The following is a 20,873-nucleotide window of genomic DNA, read 5'->3' on the forward strand; positions in this document are numbered from 1 at the left end:
GGCGCAGGAAACTCGAACAGATTTCGCCGGAAGGGTCTCACACGCTCTCCGGTCGCCACGCGAACGAGGCATGGATAGGATTCCGCCGACTTCGCGCTTTCGTCGGCTGCGTGAGCAGCCATTCATTGTTGCAGGTCGTTCACGCGTGTCTTCGGCATACCGGCTCCCATCGATGCCTGCGCTCCGCCCCTCCGGGCCGGACGCCCGTGCGTCGCGGATGCTTGCCCCACCGCGCCCTGAACGAACCATTGCGGACCCCCACACGACAGCGCCAGGGCCGACGTTCCACGTCGCGCGATCCGGGCTGCGGCGGGTCCCGGAGTTGAGATTACATGGCAGACAAGATGCTGATCGACGCGGCCCACCCGGAAGAAACCCGGGTCGTCGTCGTCAAGGGTAACCGGGTCGAGGAGTTCGACTTCGAGTCCGAACACAAGAAGCAGATCAAGGGAAACATCTACCTCGCCAAGGTGACCCGCGTGGAGCCCTCGCTCCAGGCGGCCTTCGTGGAATACGGCGGCAACCGCCACGGCTTCCTCGCCTTCAACGAGATCCATCCCGACTACTATCAGATCCCGCACGCCGACCGTCAGGCGCTGATCGAGCACGACCTCGCCCAGGCCGAGGAGGACGAGGAGGCCGAGGAGCGCAAGCCCGCCAAGGCCGCCCGCACGCGCGGCCGCCGGTCGCGTTCGGGCGAGGCCAAGGCCGCCGAGGCCAGCGACGACAGCGTGTCCGAAGTGGTCGAGGGCGAGGCCGGCGACGACGCCGCGCCGGCCGAGGCCCCGGCGGACGTGACCGAGGGTGCCGTCGCGGAAGCGACGGACAAGGCGGGCACCGAGACCGAAGCGACAGCCGCGCCCGAAGGCGACGATGCCGGCGAGCCCACTGATGCGAAGTCCGAGGGCGACGAGGACGAGAAGCCGCGCCGCGGCCGCCGGTCGCGCCGCTCGCGCGAGACCGAGGAAGAGCCTGCCACCGACGAAGCCGACGAGGTGGACGACCTCGGCAGCGAGGACGCGATGGAGGAGGTGCCGGTCCGCAACCGCGCGCCGCGCAAACAGTACAAGATCCAGGAGGTCATCAAGCGCCGCCAGATCCTGCTTGTTCAGGTCGTTAAAGAAGAGCGTGGCAACAAGGGCGCGGCTCTCACGACCTACCTGTCGCTGGCCGGCCGGTATTCCGTGCTGATGCCCAACACCGCGCGCGGCGGCGGCATCTCGCGCAAGATCACCAACGCGGCCGACCGCAAGCGCCTCAAGGAGGTCGCGCGCGATCTCGAAGTGCCGAAGGGCATGGGCATCATCCTGCGCACGGCCGGCGCCAACCGCACCAAGGCCGAGGTCAAGCGCGACTACGAATACCTGATGCGCCTGTGGGAGACGGTGCGCACGCTGACGCTCCAGTCCACCGCCCCTGCCCTCGTCTACGAGGAAGGCAGCCTTATCAAGCGGTCGATCCGCGACCTCTACAACAAGGACATCGACCAGATCCTCGTGGCTGGCGAGGCCGGCTACCGCGAGGCCAAGGACTTCATGCGCATGCTGATGCCGAGCCAGGCAAAGGTGGTGCAGCCCTATCGCGACCCGAGCCCGATCTTCGCCCGCCAGGGGATCGAGGGCCAGCTCGACAAGATGATGCAGCCGCATGTGACCCTGAAGTCCGGCGGCTACATCATCATCAATCAGACCGAGGCGCTGGTCGCCATCGACGTGAACTCCGGCCGCTCGACGCGCGAGCACTCGGTCGAGGACACGGCCTACCAGACCAACCTGGAGGCGGCCGAGGAGGTCGCCCGCCAACTCCGCCTGCGCGACCTTGCCGGCCTCATCGTGGTCGACTTCATCGACATGGAGGAGAAGCGCAACAACCGGAACGTCGAGAAGCGGCTCAAGGATTCGCTGAAGGACGACCGCGCGCGCATCCAGGTCGGCCGGATCTCGCATTTCGGCCTGCTCGAGATGAGCCGCCAGCGCATCCGCGCCAGCGTGCTGGAATCCACGACGCAGACCTGCCCGATCTGCAACGGCAACGGCTTCATCCGGTCCGCGTCTTCGCTGGCGCTGCACGTGCTGCGCTCGATCGAGGAGCACCTGCAGAAGCACGGCACGCACGACCTGATCGTGAAGGTGCCGACCGCGACCGCGCTCTACGTCCTGAACGAGAAGCGCTCGACGCTGGACGAGCTGGAGCGCCATTACGGCCTGCGCATCCTTCTGGAGGCCGTGGAAGGCTTCGGCCATCAGCATGTCGCCATCGAGCATGGCGCCGAGGCGACGCGTCGCGTGAAGCCGGAAGCGATCGCGACCCTCTCGACCGTCGCGCCCGACACGGTGGAGATCGAGGACGCGGTGATCGAGGCGGACGCCGAAACGGCGGAGGAGCCCGAGGCTGCGTCGGCCCGGGCCAACGGTTCGGAAACCGAGGAAGCGCGCGACGGTTCGCGTCGTCGTCGGCGCCGCCGCCGGGGTGGGCGCCGGCACGAGGAGAACGGCAACGGCACTTCGGCCCGCTCCGATGACGAGAGCGAAGACGACGCCGTCTCCGATGTCGCGACCGACGAGGCTGCCGGCGAGTCGGTGACGGCCGAGACGTCGGACGACGAAGGCAACGGGGGCGATCGCAAGCGCCGCCGTCGCGGCCGTCGCGGCGGTCGTCGCAACCGCGACGAAGAGACCCGCAGCGAGGCATCGGACGAGTCCGAAGCCGACGGCACCGGGACGACCGCCGTCGCGGACGAGGACGCTGCGCCCGAACTGCCTGCTCTCGCCGCAGCCGAGCCGGATGCGTCCTTCGAGCCGGAGATGACGGAGGCCGTTGAGGCGATCGAGGGCGACGCGTCGGAGATCGACGAGGCCCGCACGAGCGCCGATGTTGCCGTGCCGGACGAGAACGAGGTGATGGCCGCGACCGCCGAGGCCGGCGCCGCGATCGACGGCAATCCGCCGCTGGACGCCGTCTTCCCCGGCGACGAGCCGGAGGCCGAAGTGGTCGAGGTCCGCCGCGGCCTTCGCCTGATCGCCAACGGCGAGGAAGCCTCGGACGAGGCAGCCGAGGAAAAGCCGAAGCGTCGCGGCTGGTGGTCGCGCAAGAGCGCCGAGTGACAATCAGGGGCGGCCGAAAGGCCGCCCTTTTCGTTTGGATTTAGCTCCCGAGGCCGGGCACCGCCCGCAGCCGTCGGACGGCTTCCGCGATCTCGTCGGGATCGCCGGCATAGGACAGACGCATGGTCCGATGGCCGCGTTGGAGGTCGAAGTCGAGGCCGGGTGTCGCGGCGACATGCGCCGTTTCCAGGATGTGCTTCGCCAGCGCCGTCGCGTCCTCGAAAGCTTCGGGAATGCGGGCATAGGCGTAGAAGGCGCCGTCGATCGGCGCGATGTCGCCGAAGCCGAGCTGCGGCAGGGCTTCCATCAGCAGCCGCCGGCTCCGCTCGTAGCCGAGCTTCACGGCTTCCAGCTCGTCCGTCGCCCCGAACACCGCTTCCGCGCCGACCTGGCTGAGCTCGGGCGCCGAGATGTAGAGGCTCTGCCCGACGCGCTCGGATGGCCGCACCAGATGAGGCGGCAGGACCAGCCAGCCGATGCGCCAGCCCGTCATGCAGTAGTACTTGGAGAACGAGTTCACCACGATCGCCCGTTCGGAAAACTGAAGTGCCGAGGCGGTCTCGCGACCGAAGGCGAGGCCGTGATAGATCTCGTCGGAGACGAAGACGATGCCTTCGGCGTCCGCGAATTCGATCAGCCGCCGCAGCTCGTCCAGCGGCGTGACGGTGCCGGTCGGGTTGGCGGGGCTTGCGATCAGCACGCCCTTCAGAGGCGCGTCCCAATGCGCGCGCTCCAGCGCGGCGGCGGTGAGGATGTAATCGTCCTCCGGGCCGACCGGGATCTCGACGGGCACGATGCCCAGCGCCTTCAGAATGTTGCGGTAGGCCGGATATCCCGGCGTCGAGATCGCGACGCGGTCGCCGGCGTCGAAGGCGGTGAGGAAGGCGAGGTTGAAGCCCGCCGAGGACCCCGTCGTCACCATCACCCGCTCGGGCGAAACCTCGACGCCATAGGCCTCGCCGTAGTGCCGGGCGATGCGATGGCGCAGGCTCGCGCGTCCCAGAGCGTCGGTATAGCCGACCCGCCCTTTCGCGAGGAAGGCACCGACCGCCTCGGCGACGACGGACGGCACCGGCGCCGAGGGCTGCCCGACCGCGAGCGAGATCACGTCCTCGCCGGCCGCGATCATCCGGTTCGCCGCCGCCATCACGTCCATGGCGCGGAACGGATCGACGTCGGAGCGGCGCGACGCCGGAATCGGCTGATTCTCGTACATGAAAGCCTCATAAACGCCGGAAAAGGATGTGCTTCCCAAAGGAGGGATGGCCGGCCGGGAACCCGCGTTCTAGAAGTCCGCGGACAAGCCTGGGAAGACTTGGGATGGTTTTTTTGTTCAAGCGCCTGTTCGCGAAGGGGATGACTGCCGTACTCGCGCTGACGATCGCGATGCCGGCGGCCGAGGCGCAGACCGCTCGGCGTTCGCTGCCCGTGGTGCGCGATGCCGAGATCGAGAGCCTGATCCGGGACTATTCGACACCGATCCTCAAGGCGGCGGGCCTGTCGCCGTCGCGGGTCGAGATCGTGCTGGTCAACGACCTCGCCTTCAACGCCTTCGTCGCTGGGCGGCGCATCTTCATCAACACGGGCACGATCCTCGATTCGGAAACGCCGAACGAGACGATCGGCGTGCTCGCGCACGAGGTCGGGCATCTGGCCGGCGGCCACCAGGAACGGCTGCGCGAGCAGATCGAGCGCGCCAAGACCATCGCCGTGGTCGCGAGCCTTCTGGGAGCGGGCGTCGCAGTGGCCGGCGCTGCCGGCGGCTCCAGCGGCGCGGCGGCCATCGGCAGCGGCCTCATGGGTAGCGGCGGCGGCATCGCGCAGCGCAGCCTGTTCGCCTACCAGCGGACGGAAGAGACCACCGCCGACCGCTCCGCCCTCACCTATCTCCTGAAGACGCAGCAGTCGCCTAAAGGTCTGCTCGACAGCTTCGCCGGGCTGATGCGCAAGAACATGCTGTCGGGCGTCTCGTCCGACCGCTACGTCTCGTCCCACCCGGCGCCGCAGGACCGGATCGGCTTCCTCCAGACGGCGGCCAAGGAAAGCCCCTATTTCGACAAGGTGGACCCGCCGGCCCTGCAGCTCCGCCACGATCTCGCCCGCGCGAAGATCGCGGCTTATAACGGCGGCGCCGGTCAGGTTCGACGCGCCTTCGGCCGCAACCTGACGAGCCTCCCCGCGCGCTACGGCGACGCGATCGCGACCCATCTCGCCGGCTCGCCCAAGGCGGCGCTCACCAAGATCGACGCGCTGATCGCCGAGTCGCCGGGCACGCCCTGGTTCCACGAGGTGCGCGGTGAGATCCTGATGGCCGCCGGCCGCTCGGACGAAGCCGCGGCGGCCTTCTCCAAGGCGGCCAAGCTCGATCCCTCGGATTCCGGCATCCTGGAGGCCGCGGTCGGCCAGGCTCTGGTGACGGGCGGCAAACCGGAGCGCATGAAGGACGCGATCTCGCAGATCCGGAAGGGCCTCGAACGCGATCCCGGCAATTCCACCGCCTACCAGTTCCTCGCGATGGCCTACGGCAAGACGGGAGACGTCGGCGCGGCCGAGCTGGCCACGGCGGAAGGCTACTGGGAGGCCGGCAACTTCCGGCAAGCCAAGATCTTCGCGGCGCGCGCCCAGCAGAAATTCCGTCCGAACTCCCCGCAGTGGCGGCAGGCGCAGGACATCATCACGACGAAGGTGAACCGCAAATGACCCCTGCCCGGCTGCGCGCGCTCGCGCCGCTCCTCCTTGGCGCCACGCTTCTGGCCGCACCCGCGCACGCGTTCGACGAGGCGCAGACGGGCGAGATCGAGACGATCGTCCGCAACTACCTGATCGCGCATCCCGAAGTGCTGCTCGAATCGTTGCAGGCGCTGGAGACGAAGCGCGCGGCCGAGGCGAAGGCCGGTCAGAGCGAGACGATCGCCCAGCTTCGCCAGCGGCTGGAGACCTCGCCGTCCGGCACAGTGGCGGGCAACCCGGAGGGCGACGTCACGCTGGTCGAGTTCTTCGACTACAACTGCGGCTATTGCCGTCGCGCGGCCAGCGACCTGCAGGTCCTTCTGGAAAGCGATCCGAAGCTGCGGGTCGTCTACAAGGAGATTCCGGTCCTGGGGCCGGCGTCCGAGGCCGCCGCGCGCGTCAGCCTTGCCTTCCGCGAGGCCAAGCCGGAGAGCTACCCGGCCTACCAGAAGGCGCTCCTCGCCTCCCGTGCGCAGGTGGACGAAGCGCGGGCGCTGGAAGTCGCCGCCGGCATGGGCGTCGATGAGGCGACGCTGCGCCCGCTGATGGCCGGCGCCGCCGTCAACGCGGCCCTCTCGGAGAGCGGCGAACTCGCCACGGCACTCGGCATCAACGGCACGCCGAGCTACGTCATCGGCGACGAGCTGGTGCCCGGCGCCGTCGGTGCCGATGCCCTGGCCGAGAAGATCGCGAGCGTTCGCGCCTGCGGATCGGCCACCTGCCCGCCCACCGCGAACTGATCGGGGGCGCATCGGCGCTTTTCCCGCCGCCCGCAAGTGTTTATACGGCACGGATCGAAACGGACGCGACGCTTCGGCGTTGGCTCCGTCACACGCCAATGCCGGGCAGGCCGACGCCCGAACCTCACGAGCCCTCCGGCTCGTCGTTGCATGATTGACCGACGGCGGCCGGGCCTTTCCCCGGACCGCCTGCTCGGCGAGTTCGAAGGACCATTATGGAAAAGGATTCGACTGTGGACCGTTCGCTGGTGCGCGAGCTCGCCGACATCCTGAACGACACGGACCTGACGGAGATCGAGATCGAGCAGGGCGACCTGCGGATCCGCGTCTCGCGCCAGAAGGAATACGTGGCCGCCACAGGCTACAGCTACGGCGCACCCGCTCCGGCCCCGATGCCGGCCGCAGCGCCCCAAGCGCCCGCCGCCGCGCCGGCCGCGCCCGCCGCTTCCAGCGGCCCCGAGGTCGGCTCCGTCCCCTCGCCCATGGTCGGCACGGTCTATCTGGCCTCGGCGCCCGGCGCCAAGCAGTTCATCGAGATCGGCCAGACGGTGAACGAGGGCGATACGCTCCTCATCATCGAGGCGATGAAGACCATGAACCAGATCCCGGCGCCGCGCTCGGGCACCATCAAGCGCATCTGCGTCGACAACGGCCAGCCGGTCGAATACGGCGAGGCGCTGGTGGTCATCGGCTGATCCTCGAAGATCGGTTCGGGCGGGCGAGGATCGGAAAGGCATTCATGTTCAACAAGGTACTCATCGCCAATCGCGGCGAGATCGCGCTCCGCGTGCTGCGGGCCTGCAAGGAGCTCGGCATCGCGACGGTGGCCGTGCACTCCACCGCCGACAACGCGGCCATGCACGTGCGCCTCGCGGACGAGAGCGTGTGCATCGGCCCGCCGCCCGCGCGCGACAGCTATCTCAATATTCCGCAGATCCTCGCCGCCTGCGAGATCTCGGGCGCCGACGCCGTGCATCCCGGCTACGGCTTCCTGTCCGAGAACGCCCGCTTCGCCGACATCCTGGAGGCGCACAACATCGCCTTCATCGGCCCGACGGCCGAGCATATCCGCGTGATGGGCGACAAGATCGAGGCCAAGCGCACGGCCAAGGCCCTCGGCATCCCCGTCGTGCCCGGCTCGGCCGGCGCGGTGACGGACGACGCCGAGGCGATGCGCGTGGCGACTGAGATCGGCTTCCCCGTGCTGGTCAAGGCTTCGGCCGGCGGCGGCGGGCGCGGCATGAAGGTCGCGCACACGCCGGCCGACCTGTCGCTGGCCCTCTCGACGGCGCGCGCCGAAGCCGGCGCGGCCTTTGGCGACGACGCCGTGTATCTCGAGAAGTATCTCGGCAAGCCGCGCCATATCGAGGTGCAGGTCTTCGGCGACGGCATGGGCAAGGCGGTGCACCTCGGCGAGCGCGACTGTTCGCTCCAGCGCCGCCACCAGAAGGTCTGGGAAGAGGCCCGCTCGCCGGCGCTGGACGACGCCCAGCGCCAGCGGATCGGCGAGATCTGCGCCAACGCCATGGCCAAGATGAAGTACCGCGGCGCCGGCACGATCGAGTTCCTGTACGAGAACGGCGAGTTCTATTTCATCGAGATGAACACCCGCCTGCAGGTCGAGCATCCCGTGACGGAGGCGATCACCGGCCTCGACCTCGTGCACGAACAGATCCGCGTCGCCGCCGGCCTCGGCCTGTCGGTGACCCAGGACGACGTGAAGTTCAACGGCCACGCGATCGAGTGCCGCATCAACGCCGAGGACCCGCGCACCTTCGCGCCCTCGCCCGGCCAGATCAGCTACTACCATGCGCCCGGCGGACTCGGCGTTCGCGTCGATTCCGGCGTCTACCAGGGCTACACGATCCCGCCCTTCTACGATTCGCTCATCGGCAAGCTGATCGTGCACGGGCGCACGCGCAATGAGTGCCTGATGCGCCTGCGTCGCGCGCTGGACGAGATCATCGTGGACGGCGTGAAGACGACGCTGCCGCTCTTCCAGGACCTCGTGGAGAATCCGGACATTCAGGCCGGCAACTACGACATCCACTGGCTGGAGCAGTATCTCGCCGCGGCCGCGAAGGCGGCCTGACACTCCATTGGCGCGCGGCACGCGGGACGGCGACGAGCCGCTGATCACACCCGAAATCCTGCTGCGCGCCTATGCCGCCGGCATCTTCCCGATGGCGGAGGATGCGGGCGATCCGTCGATCCACTGGGTCGACCCGACCTTCCGTGGCATCCTGCCGCTCGACGGGTTCCACGTGCCGCGCTCGCTGCGCAAGACGATCCGCCAGCAGCCCTTCGACATCCGCTTCGACACCGCCTTCGCGGCCGTCGTGGATGCCTGCGCCGAGCCGGCGCCCGGCCGCGACCAGACCTGGATCAACGCGCAAATCCGCGAGCTCTATCTCGGATTGTTCCGCATGGGCCATGCCCATTCGGTGGAGGCCTGGGCGGATGGCGAGCTGGTCGGCGGGCTCTACGGCGTCAGCCTGGGCGCCGCCTTCTTCGGCGAGAGCATGTTCTCGCGCCGCACCGACGCCTCCAAGGTGCCGCTGGTCTACCTGTGGGACAGGCTGAGGCGGGGCGGCTTCACCCTGCTCGACACGCAGTTCATCACCGGCCACCTCCAGCGCTTCGGCGCGATCGAGATCCGCCGCGCGCAATACCGTGCCCTCTTGGAGGACGCGATCGCCCGCGAGGCCGATTTTCACTGCGCAGGCGGGACGCTTGAATCGGTTTTGCAGTCCTTGAGCCAGACGTCGTAGACGGGATGCTCGACGGCGTTGAGGCCGGGCGAGTCCGCGAACATCCAGCCCGTGAAGATGCGGCGGATCTCGCGCTCCAGCGTAATCTCGTCCACCTCGACGAAGCCGTCGGTCTTCGGCGCCTCGTCCTGCGTGCGCGTGAAGCAGGCGCGCGGGGTCACCTGCAGGGCGCCGAACTGGACGGTCTCCCCGATCGCCACGTCGAAGGTGGTGATGCGGCCGGTGATCTTGTCGAGGCCGGAGAACACCGCCTCCCGGTTCTCGATCCGGGCGGCAGAGGCGACCTGCGGAAGCGCGCAGGCGAGCGCCGCCGCCACGAGGGCGGCCCGGCGGGCGGACATCGGAAAGCGCATGCGGATGCCCGGCCCCGTCAGGGCGTCCAGGCGTCGTAGTCGCCCGTCACGCGCGGCCGCTCGGCCGTGTTGAGGAGCGAGCCCTTGGGCCGGTAGGCGAAGCGCGTGCCGGTCTGGTTGGGCACGTGCGGCTTCTGCCAGTCGCGGGGCTTGTAGTTCTCGTCCACCGGCGGGGTGTCGACGCGGTGGTGCATCCAGCCGTGCCAGCCGGGACCGATCTGCGTGGCTTCGGCCTCGCCCGCATAGATCACCCACCGGCGCTTGCCGTCGGCGGACTGGTAGTAGACGTTGCCGCGCTCGTCCTCGCCCACACGCTTGCCGAAGCGCCAGGTGTGAAAGCGCGTTCCGATCGTCTGCCCGTTCCACCAGGTGAAGATCTGCAGCAGCCAGGGTTTCATCGCATCATGTCCGTAAGGAGCCGTCGCGGCGGTTATGCTGCCGGGGCGGGGAAAAGTCTAGGCGTCGAAAGCGCCCAGCGGACGCTCGAAGACGAGGGCCGGCAGGCCGATCCCGCCGTCCGACGTGCCGACCCGCGCGAAGCCCAGGCCGACATAGAAGCCGACCGCCTTGTCGTTGGCCTCTTCCACCTCGACGCGGATCCGGGTCGCCTGCGGAAAGCAGCCGGCGATCTCGGAGAAGAGGTCCGTGCCGACGCCCTGCCCCTGTGCGTCCGGGCGCACATAGAGGTGGTGCAGCACGAGCAGCGTCCGATCGTCGCTAGCCGCCCGTGCGAAGGCCATGCCGCCGAGGCGCGTTCCATCGTCGGCGACGAGAAACTCCGAGTCCGGCTGGCCGAGGCGGGCGCGCAGGGCCTTCTCGGTGTGCCACATGCCCGTGATCTCGGCGACGCGCTCGGCGTCGTAGATCGCCCCGTAGGTCGCCTGCCAGGTCTCGGCGAGAAGCTCGCTGACGGCGGCCATGTCGCGCGGCGTTGCCGTGCGGATGAAGAACGTGCTCATTCGAGCCCGAGCTTTGCCTTGACGAGATCGTTGACCGCCTGCGGGTTGGCCTTGCCGCCCGTCGCCTTCATCACCTGACCGACGAACCAGCCGGCCAGCGTCGGCTTGGCGAGTGCCTGGGCGACCTTGTCGGGATTGGCCGCGATCACCTCGTCCACGGCCTTCTCGATGGCACCCGTGTCGGTCACCTGTTTCAGGCCGCGGCTTTCGACCAGCTCGCGCGGGTCGCCGCCCTCGTTCCAGACGATTTCGAACAGGTCTTTCGCGATCTTGCCCGAGATCGTGCCCTCGCGGATCAGGTCGAGCACCGCGCCGAGCTGCTCGGCCGAGACCGGCGTCTCCTCGATCCCCTTGCCGCTCTTGTTCAGGGCGCCGAGAAGGTCGTTGATCACCCAGTTCGCCGCCTGCTTGGCGTCGCGCCCCTTGGCGACCTTCTCGAAGAAGTCGGCGATCGACTTCTCCGACACGAGGATCGAGGCGTCGTAGGCGGAAAGGCCCGCCTCGTTCATCAGGCGCAGGCGCTTGTCGTCCGGCAGCTCCGGAAGATGGGCCTTCAGTTCCTCCACGAAGGCGTCGTCGAATTCCAGCGGCAGCAGGTCCGGGTCGGGGAAGTAGCGATAGTCGTGCGCGTCCTCCTTGGAGCGCATGGCCCGCGTCTCGCCCTTGGCGGGATCGAACAGGCGCGTCTCCTGGTCGATGGCCCCGCCGTCCTCGAGGATCGCGATCTGGCGCCGGGCTTCGGATTCGATGGCCTGACCGACGAAGCGAATGGAGTTGACGTTCTTGATCTCGCAGCGCGTGCCGAATTCGCCGCCCGGTCGGCGCACCGACACGTTCACGTCGGCGCGCATGGAGCCCTCGTCCATGTTACCGTCGCAGGTGCCGAGATAGCGCAGGATGGTGCGCAGCTTGGTGAGATAGGCGCGCGCCTCGTCGGCCGAGCGCATGTCCGGCTTGGAGACGATCTCCATCAGCGCGACGCCCGAACGGTTGAGATCCACGAAGGACATGGTCGCGTGCTGGTCGTGGAGCGACTTGCCGGCGTCCTGCTCCAAGTGCAGGCGCTCGACGCCGACCTCGATCTCCTCGAACTGGCCCTTGGAATCGGGACCGACGGAAACGATCACCGTGCCCTCGCCGACGATCGGTTGCTTGAACTGCGAGATCTGATAGCCCTGCGGCAGATCGGGGTAGAAGTAGTTCTTGCGGTCGAAGACCGAGCGGTTGTTGATCTGCGCCTTCAGCCCGAGCCCGGTGCGCACCGCCTGGCGGACGCACTCGACGTTGATCACCGGCAGCATGCCGGGCATGGCGGCGTCGACCAGCGAGACGTTGTCGTTGGGCTCGGCTCCGAACTCGGTGGAAGCGCCGGAAAAGAGCTTGGATTCCGACAGGACCTGCGCATGGACCTCCATGCCGATCACGATCTCCCAGTCGCCGGTCGCGCCGGGGATCAGCTTCTTCGGATCGGGGGTGCGGGTATCGACGATGGTCATCGGGCGAACTCGTAAATTTCTGGGTCCAAGCGGATGGCAGGCAGCCTGTCGGTCCGGCCGGTCACCACCAGCGCGTCGGTGCGAGGCGGCCGGCGCTCTTCTCGATGACGGACGCGGTGGCGAAGAGCGTCTCCTCGTCGAACGGGCGGCCGATGAGCTGCAAGCCCAGCGGGGTACCCTCACTCGACAGACCGGCAGGCACGGCGATGCCCGGCAGGCCGGCGAGGTTCACCGTGATCGTGAAGACGTCCTGGAGATACATGGCGACCGGATCGGCCGCGAGCGCGGCGTCGCCGATCGGGAAGGCCGCCGAGGGCGTCGTCGGCGTCAGCAGGGCGTCCACGCCCTCGTTGAAGACGGTCTCGAAGTCGCGCTTGATCAGCGTGCGGACCTTCTGCGCCTTCAGGTAGTAGGCGTCGTAGTAGCCAGCAGAGAGCACATAGGTGCCGACCATGATGCGCCGCTTCACCTCGCGGCCGAAACCGGCGGCGCGGGTGTTCTCGTACATCTCGGCGATGTCCTTGCCGGGCACCCGCAAACCGTAGCGCACGCCGTCATAGCGCGCGAGGTTGGACGAGGCTTCGGCGGGGGCGACGATGTAATAGGCCGGCAGGGCGTATTTCGTGTGCGGCAGGGAGACGTCGACGATCTCGGCGCCGGCATCGCGCAGCGTCGCGATACCCTTCTGCCAGAGCGCCTCGATCTCGGCCGGCATGCCTTCGACGCGATATTCGCGCGGGATGCCGATGCGCAGGCCCCTCACCGAACGTCCGACGGCCGCCTCGTAGTCCGGCACCGGACGATCGACCGAGGTCGTGTCCTTCGGGTCGACGGAGGCCATCGATTTTAGGAGGATCGCCGCGTCCCGCACGTCGCGCGAGATCGGGCCGGCCTGGTCGAGCGACGAGGCATAGGCGACGACGCCCCAGCGCGAGCAGCGGCCGTAGGTCGGCTTGATGCCCACCGTGCCGGTCAGCGCCGCGGGCTGGCGGATGGAGCCGCCGGTGTCGGTGGCCGTGGCGCCGGCGCAAAGCCGCGCGGCGACGGCCGCCGCCGAGCCGCCGGACGAGCCGCCCGGCACCAATGCGACGTCCGAGCCCTGGCGGCGCCAGGGGCTGACCACCGGCCCGTCATGGCTGGATTCGTTGGACGAGCCCATGGCGAACTCGTCCATGTTGAGCTTGCCAAGCATCACCGCGCCGTCCGACCAGAGGTTGGCGGTGACGGTCGATTCGTATCGCGGCTTGAAGCCGTCGAGGATGTGCGAGGAGGCCTGCGTGCGCACGCCTTCCACCGCGAAGAGGTCCTTCACGCCGAGCGGAATGCCCTCCAGGGCACCGCCCTGGCCGGCGGCGAGCTTCTCGTCCGAGGCGGCGGCCATCGCACGCGCCTTGTCTTCGGTCACGGCCACGTAGGCATTGAGTGCCCCGTTGGCGGCCGAGATGGCGCCGAGATAGGCGTCGGTCAGCTCGGCGGCCTTGAAGGTCTTGGCCTTCAGCGCGTCACGGGCTTCGGCGATGGTGAGGTCGGTCAGATCGGTCATGGTCTCGCTGGGTCGAATGGTCGGGACGCGGCCTCTTCGGCCTCGCGTCGCGCGAGCGTCTTTCGATAGAAGGCGGCATAGCCGCTGTCGGGATAGTCCGCGAAGGCACCGCAGGTCGAAAAGCCGGCCTGTTCGTAGGTCCGGCGCGCGGCAGCGAAGCCGATGCCGGTTTCCAGCGCGAGTTCGGTGAGGCCTTGGGAGCGCGCTTCGGCCTCAATCCGATCGAGCAGGCGCGCGGCGAGACCGCGGCCGCGCACCGCGGGCCGCAGATACATGCGCTTCACCTCGCCGAGCCGGTCGTCGTGGCGCTTCAGCGCGCCGCAGCCGACCGCCTCGCCGTCGATCCGCACCAAAAACGTCACCGTGTCGGGGCGCGCCATCTCCTCGGCGGTCATGCGGAACTTGAACTCGTCCGGCGTTTCCGGCTCCTGAGCGTCGATCGCGTCGTTGAGTTCGGCGATCAGCGCGCGCAGATCGTCCTGCAGCGGCGTCTCGATGCCGATCGCGACGTCGCCGGCCGTCATTCCACGACCTTAGGCACCAGGAAGAAATGCTCCTGCGTGGCCGGCGCGTTGGCGACGATGTCCTCGGCCTTGTGGCCGTCGGTGACCGCGTCGTCGCGCTTCTTCATCGCCATGGGCGTGACGGAGGTCATCGGCTCGACGCCGGACACGTCCACCTCTCCGAGCTGCTCGACGAAGCCGAGAATGGCGTTCAGCTCGCCCTGCATGGTCGCGACCTCGTCCTCGGTGACCGCGATGCGGGCAAGACGGGCGACGCGACGAACGGTGGCGGTATCGACGGACATGCGCTTTCCCGAACTGATGGTCGAGACGGTGCTATATCGACGGGGTTGCCCGGAGGCAACGCCGTCGAAGGCCCGAGCGCGGCCGTTTCAGATGTCGAACGGCTGCCCGATCTCCGGCAGGCGCACGCGCGAGGCCTCGTCCTCCATCGCCTCGAGGAAGCGGCCGGGGTCGGCGTCGAGGATCGGCATCGTCCCGTAGTGCAGTGGGATGATGGTCTTGAAATTGAAGTAGCGGCGGCAGGCAAGCGCCGCCACCGCGCCGCCCATGGTCAGCCGGTCGCCGATCGGCACGAGGCCGATCTTGGGCTGGTGCAGCTCCTCGATCAGGGCCATGTCCCCGAAAATGTCGGTGTCGCCCATGTGGTAGACGCTGTTGCCATCGTCGAAATGGATCACGATGCCGTTGGGCATGCCCAGATAGGTGACCGTGCCGTTCTCGGAAATGTCGGCCGAGGAGTGGAAGGCCTGGGTGAGGGTGACGGAGAAGTCGGCGAACTTCACCGTACCGCCGGTGTTGGCGGGTTCGATATCGGCGACGCCCTTGCCCTTCAGCCAGCTCACCAGTTCATAGGTGCCGACAACCCGCGCGCCGGTCCGCCTGGCGATTTCCACCGTGTCGCCGACATGGTCGGAATGGCCGTGCGACAGGAGGATATGTGTCGCTCCCTCGCTCGCCGCTGCGACGTCGCCCTGGAAATGCGGGTTCCCCGAGAGGAACGGGTCGATCAGGATGACCGAGCGGCTCGTGTCGATGCGGAAGGCCGAGTGGCCGAAATAGGTCATCTTCATGCTAGGGATCTCCAGATTCGCCCGCCGACGATCGTATCGTTCGGCCGTGGAAGCTAGCGCAACCGCCCTCACATCAAGGATGCGACATGCCGATCTCCGATCTCGCGGATATCCTGCCCCTGCGCGCCGCCGGCGGAACGGCGGTGGGGCTCGACCTCGGCACCAAGACGATCGGCCTCGCCGCGTCCGACCTCGGCTGGCGCTTCGCGACGCCGCGGCCGGTCATCCGACGCGTGAAGTTCCAGGCTGATGCCCTTGCGTTGAAAGCGTTTCTCGACGCGATCGACGCGCGTATCCTCGTCATGGGCCTGCCGCTCAACATGGACGGGTCGGAAGGGCCGCGCGTCCAGTCCACACGCGCCTTCGTCCGGAACTACGAGCGCGTCGATCCCCGCCCCGTCGTATTCTGGGACGAACGTCTCTCCACGGTGGCGGCCGAGCGGGGGCTCCTGGAGATGGACGTCTCCCGCCGCCAGCGCGCCGAACGCATCGATTCGGCCGCCGCGTCCTTCATCCTTCAAGGCGCCTTGGACAGGCTCTCGAGACTGGCCGAGCCGCGCGAGTAGCGCTCCCGCAGAAAGCTTGCGATCGTCTTGCGGCGGCGGAACGCGTGGAGCGCCAGGACGATCAGGCTGTCGAGGAACAGCGCGCGGACCACGAGCGGCGGCAGGGATTCGGCAGGGACGCCGAGCACCCCGGCGTAGACGCCGAAGACCGTGTCGTACATGTCGCGCGAGAAGAAGTGGATGCCGAAGCTCCAGTCGTTGGCCCCGAGCGTCAGCCACAGGACCAGGAAGGCGATCGGCACGAACCAGAACGACAGGAGCCAGCGCATCAGCTTTCGCCCTGGCCGCGCTCGTCGCTCTTGCGAGGAATCGAGGCGTTGATCGCCGCGACCGTCCGACGGAAGGCGAGTTCGTCGTCCTCGTCGTCCGGGGCGAAGATGCAGGCGTCGAAGGCCAGGGCGAAGAGGCTCAGGCCGATCGCCCAGACGGCTAGGTCGATCCGGTCGAAGACGGCGGCGAAGGGCACGCCGAAGAAGGCGGCCGCGAACACCATGGCCGAGCAGATGCCGATCCCGGCAAAGCCCATCATCTCGCCTTGCCGGACGTCGGCATCGCTCGCGCCGTGCAGCCGGATCAGGCCGACCGCGAGGAGCGCCGCCGTGCCGACGCAGAGGAGCGCGACGCCCCAGCTTACAGCACCCGCGGCGGCAGGTAGTTCCAGGGCGACGCCGGCGATCGCGACGTCGCCGTTGAGATGGAAGATCTCGTTGGCGCCGGTCACGGCCAAGAAGCCGGCCCAGGCCGAGAGGGCGAAGGTCGTGGGTATGCGCTTCACGGGCCGCTCCTCCGAACAGTTAACGAAACCTTAACGCCAACATCCTCCCTTCGCTCCCGGCCCGCAACGCGAACCCTCCGGCATGGTTAATTCCCGAGCCCTCAGCCGCCCTCCGCTTGTGGCTCTTCTCGGTTTCTCCTATAGGCGGTGCTCGCCATGACAGCGTCCTCGCCCCCCTCCGCCGCCCCGCGTCGCCACCTTCTAGGGATCGCGGGCCTGTCGCTCCCCGACATCCACACGCTGATGGAGCTCGCCGAGCGCGAGATCGCCGTCAGCCTCGGGCGCGACAAGAAGAAGACGGCACTCAAGGGCCGAACCCAGATCAACCTCTTCTTCGAGGCCTCGACGCGAACGCAGGCCTCGTTCGAACTCGCCGGCAAGCGGCTCGGCGCCGACGTCATGAACATGTCGGTCGCCAATTCGTCGGTGAAGAAGGGCGAGACCCTGATCGACACGGCGATGACCCTCAACGCCATGCGCCCCGACATCCTGGTCGTGCGCCATCACGCGGCGGGCGCCGTCGCCCTTCTGTCGCAGAAGGTCGGCTGCTCGGTTGTGAATGCTGGCGACGGCGCGCACGAGCACCCCACGCAGGCGCTTCTCGACGCCCTGACGATCCACCGCCGAAAGGGTCGTGTCGCCCGCCTGACGGTGGCGATCTGCGGCGACGTCCTGCACAGCCGCGTCGCGCGTTCCAACATCCTCCTCCTCAATGCGCTGGGCGCCGACGTTCGCGTGGTCGGTCCCTCGACGCTCCTGCCGAAGGGCATCGAGCAGATGGGCGTGCGCGTCTTTCACGACATGGATCGCGGCCTGGAAGGCGCGGACGTCGTCATGATGCTGCGCCTCCAGCGCGAGCGGATGGAGGGCTCCTTCGTCCCCTCGGTGCGCGAGTATTTCCGCCTCTTCGGCCTCGACGCCCAGCGCCTGTCGCGCGCCAAGCCCGACGCGCTGGTGATGCATCCCGGGCCGATGAACCGGGGCGTCGAGATCGCGTCGGAAGTCGCCGACGGGCCGCAGAGCGTCATCGAGGAACAGGTCGAGATGGGCGTCGCCGTGCGCATGGCGGTGATGGAATGGATGATGGGCAACGAGGAGACCGCATCGTGACCGGCTCCGACGCCCGCCCCCTCCTCGTCCGCAACGCCCGCATCCTCGACCCATCGCAGGGGCTGGACGAGCGCGGCGACCTCCTGGTCGAGAACGGCGCCATCGCGGCCGTCGGTGCCGCCGCGGCCAACCAGGGAATCCCGGACGGCGCCGAGGTGGTGGATGCCGGTGGGCTCCTACTGATTCCTGGCCTCGTGGACGTGCGCGTCCATATAGGCGAGCCGGGCAGCGAGCACCGCGAGACGATCCGCTCCGTCAGCCGCGCGGCGGCCGCCGGCGGCGTGACCTCGATCCTCACCATGCCCGACACCGACCCGGTGATCGACGACCAGGCGCTGGTCCAGTTCGTGATGCGCACCGCGCGCGAGACGGCGTCGGTCAACGTCTTTCCGGCGGCGGCGCTCACCAAGGGCCTCAAGGGCAAGGAGATGACCGAGATCGGCCTCCTCGCCCAGGCCGGCGTCCGCGCCTTCACCGACGGCCGCCGCACGCTTCGCGACAGCGGCCTCATCCGCCGCATCATGACCTACATGCGCGATTTCGACGCCCTGTTCGCGCACGAGACCCAGGACGCCGACCTCGTCGGCTCCGGCGTCATGAACGAGGGGCTTCTCGCCTCTTGGCTTGGCCTGCCCGGCATTCCGCGCGAAGCGGAACTGATCCCGTTGGAGCGCGACCTTCGCCTCGCCGCGCTGACGGGCGTGCGCTACCACGCGGCGCAGATCTCGACCGAGCTTTCGGCCGATGCCGTGCGCGCCGCCAAGGCGCGAGGCGTCGACGCCACGGCCGGCGTGTCGGTGAACCACCTGTCGCTGAACGAGAACGACATCGGCGAGTACCGAACGTTCTTCCGCCTGTCGCCGCCACTGCGCCACGAGGACGACCGGCAGGCGATGATCGCGGCGCTCGCCGACGGCACGATCGACGTCATCTGCTCGGCGCACGATCCGCAGGACGCCGACGGCAAGCGCCGCCCCTTCGCTGAGGCCGAGGCGGGTGCCATCGGACTCGAAACCCTCCTGCCCGCTTCGCTGCGGCTCCACCATTCCGGCCAGGTCGGCCTCGCGCGCATCGTCGAAGCCTTGACCGTGGCGCCCGCGAAGCTCCTCAAGATCGACCGAGGCACGCTGCAGGTCGGTCGCCCGGCCGACTTCGCGCTGGTCGATCTCGATGCGCCTTACGTCTTCGACAAGAGCCGCATCCGCTCGCGCTCCAAGAACACCGCCTTCGAGAACGCGCGCTTCCAGGGCGAAGTCGTGAAGACCTTCGTCGGGGGCCGCGAGGTCTTCTCCCTCCAGCACGGGGCCGCCTGAGACCATGGGCATCTTCGCGGGCACCGAACCGACGATCCTCCTCGCCGCCCTCCTCGTCGGCTATCTCTGCGGCACGATCGCCTTCGGCCTGATCCTGACGCGGCTCTTCGGCCTCGGTGATCTCCGCTCGATCGGTTCGGGCAATATCGGCGCGACCAACGTCCTTCGCACCGGCAACAAGAAGGTCGCGGCGCTGACGCTGCTCGGCGACCTCCTGAAGGCCACCGTGCCGGTCCTCATCTTCTGGCGCTGGGGCGCGCCGGCCGCCGCCGTCGCGGGCTTCGGCGCTTTCCTCGGGCACCTTTTCCCCGTCTGGCTCGGCTTCAAGGGCGGCAAGGGCGTCGCGACCTATCTCGGCGTCCTGCTCGGCTTCGCGCCAGTCGGCGTCCTGGTGTTCGCTGCCGTCTGGCTCGGCGCGGCGAAGATCTGGAAATATTCCTCGCTCGCTGCGCTTCTCGCCACGCTGATCGTCCCGGTCGCCTACCTCCTCCTCGGCAACATGCTGGCGGCGGGGCTGACCGCGCTTCTTTCGGTGCTCGTCTATATCAAGCACGCTCCCAATATCCGCCGGCTGCTGGCCGGGACGGAAAGCCGGATCGGATCGAAAGGCTGATGGCCGAGCCGGCGACATCTTCGCCGGTCATGCCCGAGCCGGAGCGCCTTGCGGCCCTTCGGCTGATCCGCAGCGAGAATGTCGGCCCCGTCACCTACGCCAAGCTCGTCGCCCGCTTCGGCTCCGCCGCGGCGGCGCTGGAGGCCCTGCCCGAACTCGCCGCCCGGGGCGGCGCGCGGCGGCGGGTGGACATCGCCACGCCTAATGCCGTCGAGGCCGAACTCGCGACCGCCCGCCGCATGGGCGCGCGCTTCGTCGTCCGGGGCGAGGCCGACTATCCCCCGATGCTCCTGCGCACCGAGGCGGCGCCGCCGGTGCTCGCCGTCATGGGCGAGGCCGCGCTGTTTCGCCGACCGGCCGTCGCGATCGTCGGCGCCCGCTCGGCGACCGCCGCCGGCGCGAAGCTGGCGCGACTTTTCGCCGAAGGTCTGGGCTCGGAAGGCCATGCGGTCGTCTCGGGCCTCGCGCGTGGCATCGATACGGCGGCGCACGAGGCGAGCGTTGCCACAGGCACGATCGGCGTCTTCGCCGGCGGGCTCGACCGTCCCTACCCGCCGGAGAATCGGCCGCTGATGCGCCGGATCGTGGACGGCGGCGGCTGCCTCGTCACGGAGATGCCCTTCGGCTGGGAGCCGCGCGCGGTCGATTTCCCCCGCCGCAACCGTGTGGTCGTGGCGCTGTCCATGGGCGTGCTCGTGGTGGAAGCGGCGATGCGCTCCGGCACCCTCATCAGCGCCCGGCTTGCTGGCGAACTCGGTCGCCTGCTCTTCGCCGTGCCGGGCTCGCCGCTCGACGCCAAGTCCGCCGGCTGCAACGCGCTGATCAAGGATGGCGCGACCCTCGTGACCGAGCCGTCCGACATCATCGCCGCCCTCGCGCCGCTGGATTCGCGTGCCGCCCGCGGTTCCGGCCTCTTCGAGGAGACGTTAGAGGAGGAACGATTCGAGGAGCCCGGCGAGAGCGACTGCGCGCGTCTCGTCCGCTCCTTGAGCACGACGCCCGTCTCGCTCGACGATCTCGTCGCCCATTCCGGCGTCGAATGGAGCGCCGCGCAAGTGGTTCTCCTGGAACTCGATCTCGCCGGTCGGCTCCAGCGCCACAGCGGCGGACGCCTGAGCCTCTTGCCCTGAGCCAGATGCGACGCGGGGTTGACCGGCGCGTCCGGCCTGTCCATGTGAGCGAAGCTTAAAGTTTTTGGCGGTC

22 protein-coding genes are annotated in these 20,873 nt (G+C 68.6%); 11 read left to right on the forward strand and 11 right to left on the reverse strand.

Going from position 1 to position 20,873, the window contains the following annotated elements:
- Positions 1-332 precede the first annotated feature (332 nt).
- Positions 333-3,104, forward strand: coding sequence for a ribonuclease E/G (locus tag O5O54_RS05015; protein ID WP_279479537.1), 2,772 nt, complete (start codon positions 333-335; stop codon positions 3,102-3,104).
- Positions 3,105-3,144: 40 nt separating this feature from the next.
- Here the strand turns inward: O5O54_RS05015 and O5O54_RS05020 are convergent, their stop codons facing one another.
- Positions 3,145-4,320, reverse strand: coding sequence for a pyridoxal phosphate-dependent aminotransferase (locus tag O5O54_RS05020; protein ID WP_279479538.1), 1,176 nt, complete (start codon positions 4,318-4,320; stop codon positions 3,145-3,147).
- A 140-nt stretch (positions 4,321-4,460) separates the two neighbouring features.
- On the opposite strand from O5O54_RS05020, the gene O5O54_RS05025 reads away from it, so the two are divergent.
- The 5 genes from O5O54_RS05025 (at position 4,461) to aat (ending at position 9,345) form a co-directional block, all read left to right on the forward strand.
- Positions 4,461-5,804 carry a M48 family metalloprotease gene (locus O5O54_RS05025; RefSeq protein ID WP_279479542.1) on the forward strand — a complete coding sequence of 448 codons (1,344 nt, stop codon included), beginning with the start codon at positions 4,461-4,463 and terminating at the stop codon, positions 5,802-5,804.
- On the forward strand, positions 5,801-6,574 hold the full coding sequence (locus tag O5O54_RS05030) for a DsbA family protein (protein ID WP_279479544.1): 774 nt from the start codon (positions 5,801-5,803) through the stop codon (positions 6,572-6,574). Before O5O54_RS05025 ends, O5O54_RS05030 begins: the two co-directional genes overlap by 4 nt.
- Positions 6,575-6,786: 212 nt before the next feature.
- The gene (accB, locus tag O5O54_RS05035) at positions 6,787-7,269 is read left to right on the forward strand and encodes an acetyl-CoA carboxylase biotin carboxyl carrier protein (RefSeq protein ID WP_407061665.1); all 483 of its coding nucleotides are present in this window, start codon (positions 6,787-6,789) and stop codon (positions 7,267-7,269) included.
- 44 nt (positions 7,270-7,313) lie between these two features.
- Positions 7,314-8,666 (forward strand): acetyl-CoA carboxylase biotin carboxylase subunit, encoded by a 1,353-nt coding sequence (gene accC, locus O5O54_RS05040; RefSeq protein WP_279479548.1) that lies wholly within the window; start codon positions 7,314-7,316, stop codon positions 8,664-8,666.
- A 91-nt stretch (positions 8,667-8,757) separates the two neighbouring features.
- The gene (gene aat, locus O5O54_RS05045; RefSeq protein ID WP_407061666.1) at positions 8,758-9,345 is read left to right on the forward strand and encodes a leucyl/phenylalanyl-tRNA--protein transferase; all 588 of its coding nucleotides are present in this window, start codon (positions 8,758-8,760) and stop codon (positions 9,343-9,345) included.
- Here the strand turns inward: aat and O5O54_RS05050 are convergent.
- The 8 genes from O5O54_RS05050 to O5O54_RS05085 all read right to left on the reverse strand — a co-directional run bounded on the left by O5O54_RS05050 (position 9,288) and on the right by O5O54_RS05085 (position 15,293).
- Complete coding sequence (locus O5O54_RS05050; protein WP_279479915.1) at positions 9,288-9,686, reverse strand: DUF2155 domain-containing protein; 399 nt, start codon at positions 9,684-9,686, stop codon at positions 9,288-9,290. The genes aat and O5O54_RS05050 overlap by 58 nt on opposite strands.
- A 29-nt stretch (positions 9,687-9,715) precedes the next feature.
- Complete coding sequence (locus O5O54_RS05055) at positions 9,716-10,096, reverse strand: NADH:ubiquinone oxidoreductase subunit NDUFA12 (protein WP_279479551.1); 381 nt, start codon at positions 10,094-10,096, stop codon at positions 9,716-9,718.
- Between the two features lie 57 nt (positions 10,097-10,153).
- Complete coding sequence (locus O5O54_RS05060; protein WP_279479552.1) at positions 10,154-10,657, reverse strand: GNAT family N-acetyltransferase; 504 nt, start codon at positions 10,655-10,657, stop codon at positions 10,154-10,156.
- A complete protein-coding gene (gene gatB, locus O5O54_RS05065) occupies positions 10,654-12,153 on the reverse strand; it encodes an Asp-tRNA(Asn)/Glu-tRNA(Gln) amidotransferase subunit GatB (RefSeq protein WP_279479553.1) in 1,500 nt (499 codons plus the stop codon). The genes O5O54_RS05060 and gatB overlap by 4 nt, the downstream gene beginning before the upstream one ends.
- A gap of 61 nt (positions 12,154-12,214) precedes the next feature.
- On the reverse strand, positions 12,215-13,696 hold the full coding sequence (gene gatA, locus O5O54_RS05070; RefSeq protein WP_279479554.1) for an Asp-tRNA(Asn)/Glu-tRNA(Gln) amidotransferase subunit GatA: 1,482 nt from the start codon (positions 13,694-13,696) through the stop codon (positions 12,215-12,217).
- Complete coding sequence (locus O5O54_RS05075; RefSeq protein ID WP_279479555.1) at positions 13,693-14,220, reverse strand: GNAT family N-acetyltransferase; 528 nt, start codon at positions 14,218-14,220, stop codon at positions 13,693-13,695. The genes gatA and O5O54_RS05075 overlap by 4 nt, the downstream gene beginning before the upstream one ends.
- A complete protein-coding gene (gene gatC, locus O5O54_RS05080) occupies positions 14,217-14,504 on the reverse strand; it encodes an Asp-tRNA(Asn)/Glu-tRNA(Gln) amidotransferase subunit GatC (RefSeq protein ID WP_279479556.1) in 288 nt (95 codons plus the stop codon). Before gatC ends, O5O54_RS05075 begins: the two co-directional genes overlap by 4 nt.
- Before the next feature lie 87 nt (positions 14,505-14,591).
- Complete coding sequence (locus tag O5O54_RS05085; protein ID WP_279479557.1) at positions 14,592-15,293, reverse strand: metal-dependent hydrolase; 702 nt, start codon at positions 15,291-15,293, stop codon at positions 14,592-14,594.
- A gap of 86 nt (positions 15,294-15,379) precedes the next feature.
- Here O5O54_RS05085 and ruvX point away from each other — a divergent pair, with 86 nt between their 5' ends.
- Positions 15,380-15,859, forward strand: a complete 480-nt coding sequence (gene ruvX / locus O5O54_RS05090; RefSeq protein WP_279479558.1) for a Holliday junction resolvase RuvX — start codon at positions 15,380-15,382, stop codon at positions 15,857-15,859.
- Here the strand turns inward: ruvX and O5O54_RS05095 are convergent.
- Both O5O54_RS05095 and O5O54_RS05100 read right to left on the reverse strand, forming a co-directional pair.
- On the reverse strand, positions 15,811-16,128 hold the full coding sequence (locus O5O54_RS05095; protein ID WP_279479559.1) for a DUF6105 family protein: 318 nt from the start codon (positions 16,126-16,128) through the stop codon (positions 15,811-15,813). The two genes, ruvX and O5O54_RS05095, sit on opposite strands and share 49 nt — an antisense overlap.
- Entirely contained in the window at positions 16,128-16,634 is a 507-nt protein-coding gene (locus O5O54_RS05100) for a hypothetical protein (RefSeq protein ID WP_279479560.1), read from the reverse strand. Before O5O54_RS05100 ends, O5O54_RS05095 begins: the two co-directional genes overlap by 1 nt.
- Before the next feature lie 156 nt (positions 16,635-16,790).
- On the opposite strand from O5O54_RS05100, the gene O5O54_RS05105 reads away from it, so the two are divergent.
- From O5O54_RS05105 to dprA, 4 genes are read left to right on the forward strand one after another with little or no spacing between them, the layout of a single operon-like run.
- Positions 16,791-17,744 carry an aspartate carbamoyltransferase catalytic subunit gene (locus O5O54_RS05105; RefSeq protein ID WP_279479561.1) on the forward strand — a complete coding sequence of 318 codons (954 nt, stop codon included), beginning with the start codon at positions 16,791-16,793 and terminating at the stop codon, positions 17,742-17,744.
- Positions 17,741-19,057, forward strand: coding sequence for a dihydroorotase (locus tag O5O54_RS05110; RefSeq protein ID WP_279479562.1), 1,317 nt, complete (start codon positions 17,741-17,743; stop codon positions 19,055-19,057). The genes O5O54_RS05105 and O5O54_RS05110 overlap by 4 nt, the downstream gene beginning before the upstream one ends.
- Before the next feature lie 4 nt (positions 19,058-19,061).
- A complete protein-coding gene (plsY, locus tag O5O54_RS05115) occupies positions 19,062-19,670 on the forward strand; it encodes a glycerol-3-phosphate 1-O-acyltransferase PlsY (RefSeq protein ID WP_279479563.1) in 609 nt (202 codons plus the stop codon).
- The gene (gene dprA, locus O5O54_RS05120; RefSeq protein WP_279479565.1) at positions 19,670-20,800 is read left to right on the forward strand and encodes a DNA-processing protein DprA; all 1,131 of its coding nucleotides are present in this window, start codon (positions 19,670-19,672) and stop codon (positions 20,798-20,800) included. Before plsY ends, dprA begins: the two co-directional genes overlap by 1 nt.
- Positions 20,801-20,873: the final 73 nt, after the last annotated feature.

This window comes from Aureimonas sp. SK2 (assembly GCF_029813115.1).
In the GTDB taxonomy this organism is placed as follows: Bacteria; Pseudomonadota; Alphaproteobacteria; order Rhizobiales; family Rhizobiaceae; genus Aureimonas.

What these genes read in the sequence shown, in the direction of transcription:
- aat (WP_407061666.1), top strand. Translation starts at nt 8,758, where the DNA reads ATGGCGGAGGATGCGGGCGATCCGTCGATCCACTGGGTCGACCCGACC.
- O5O54_RS05030 (WP_279479544.1), top strand. Translation starts at nt 5,801, where the DNA reads ATGACCCCTGCCCGGCTGCGCGCGCTCGCGCCGCTCCTCCTTGGCGCC.
- O5O54_RS05050 (WP_279479915.1), bottom strand. Translation starts at nt 9,686, where the DNA reads ATGTCCGCCCGCCGGGCCGCCCTCGTGGCGGCGGCGCTCGCCTGCGCG.
- gatC (WP_279479556.1), bottom strand. Translation starts at nt 14,504, where the DNA reads ATGTCCGTCGATACCGCCACCGTTCGTCGCGTCGCCCGTCTTGCCCGC.
- plsY (WP_279479563.1), top strand. Translation starts at nt 19,062, where the DNA reads ATGGGCATCTTCGCGGGCACCGAACCGACGATCCTCCTCGCCGCCCTC.
- O5O54_RS05085 (WP_279479557.1), bottom strand. Translation starts at nt 15,293, where the DNA reads ATGAAGATGACCTATTTCGGCCACTCGGCCTTCCGCATCGACACGAGC.
- O5O54_RS05075 (WP_279479555.1), bottom strand. Translation starts at nt 14,220, where the DNA reads ATGACGGCCGGCGACGTCGCGATCGGCATCGAGACGCCGCTGCAGGAC.
- gatB (WP_279479553.1), bottom strand. Translation starts at nt 12,153, where the DNA reads ATGACCATCGTCGATACCCGCACCCCCGATCCGAAGAAGCTGATCCCC.
- gatA (WP_279479554.1), bottom strand. Translation starts at nt 13,696, where the DNA reads ATGACCGATCTGACCGACCTCACCATCGCCGAAGCCCGTGACGCGCTG.
- O5O54_RS05025 (WP_279479542.1), top strand. Translation starts at nt 4,461, where the DNA reads ATGACTGCCGTACTCGCGCTGACGATCGCGATGCCGGCGGCCGAGGCG.
- O5O54_RS05105 (WP_279479561.1), top strand. Translation starts at nt 16,791, where the DNA reads ATGACAGCGTCCTCGCCCCCCTCCGCCGCCCCGCGTCGCCACCTTCTA.
- O5O54_RS05015 (WP_279479537.1), top strand. Translation starts at nt 333, where the DNA reads ATGGCAGACAAGATGCTGATCGACGCGGCCCACCCGGAAGAAACCCGG.
- accC (WP_279479548.1), top strand. Translation starts at nt 7,314, where the DNA reads ATGTTCAACAAGGTACTCATCGCCAATCGCGGCGAGATCGCGCTCCGC.
- O5O54_RS05020 (WP_279479538.1), bottom strand. Translation starts at nt 4,320, where the DNA reads ATGTACGAGAATCAGCCGATTCCGGCGTCGCGCCGCTCCGACGTCGAT.
- ruvX (WP_279479558.1), top strand. Translation starts at nt 15,380, where the DNA reads ATGCCGATCTCCGATCTCGCGGATATCCTGCCCCTGCGCGCCGCCGGC.
- O5O54_RS05060 (WP_279479552.1), bottom strand. Translation starts at nt 10,657, where the DNA reads ATGAGCACGTTCTTCATCCGCACGGCAACGCCGCGCGACATGGCCGCC.
- dprA (WP_279479565.1), top strand. Translation starts at nt 19,670, where the DNA reads ATGGCCGAGCCGGCGACATCTTCGCCGGTCATGCCCGAGCCGGAGCGC.
- O5O54_RS05055 (WP_279479551.1), bottom strand. Translation starts at nt 10,096, where the DNA reads ATGAAACCCTGGCTGCTGCAGATCTTCACCTGGTGGAACGGGCAGACG.
- O5O54_RS05095 (WP_279479559.1), bottom strand. Translation starts at nt 16,128, where the DNA reads ATGCGCTGGCTCCTGTCGTTCTGGTTCGTGCCGATCGCCTTCCTGGTC.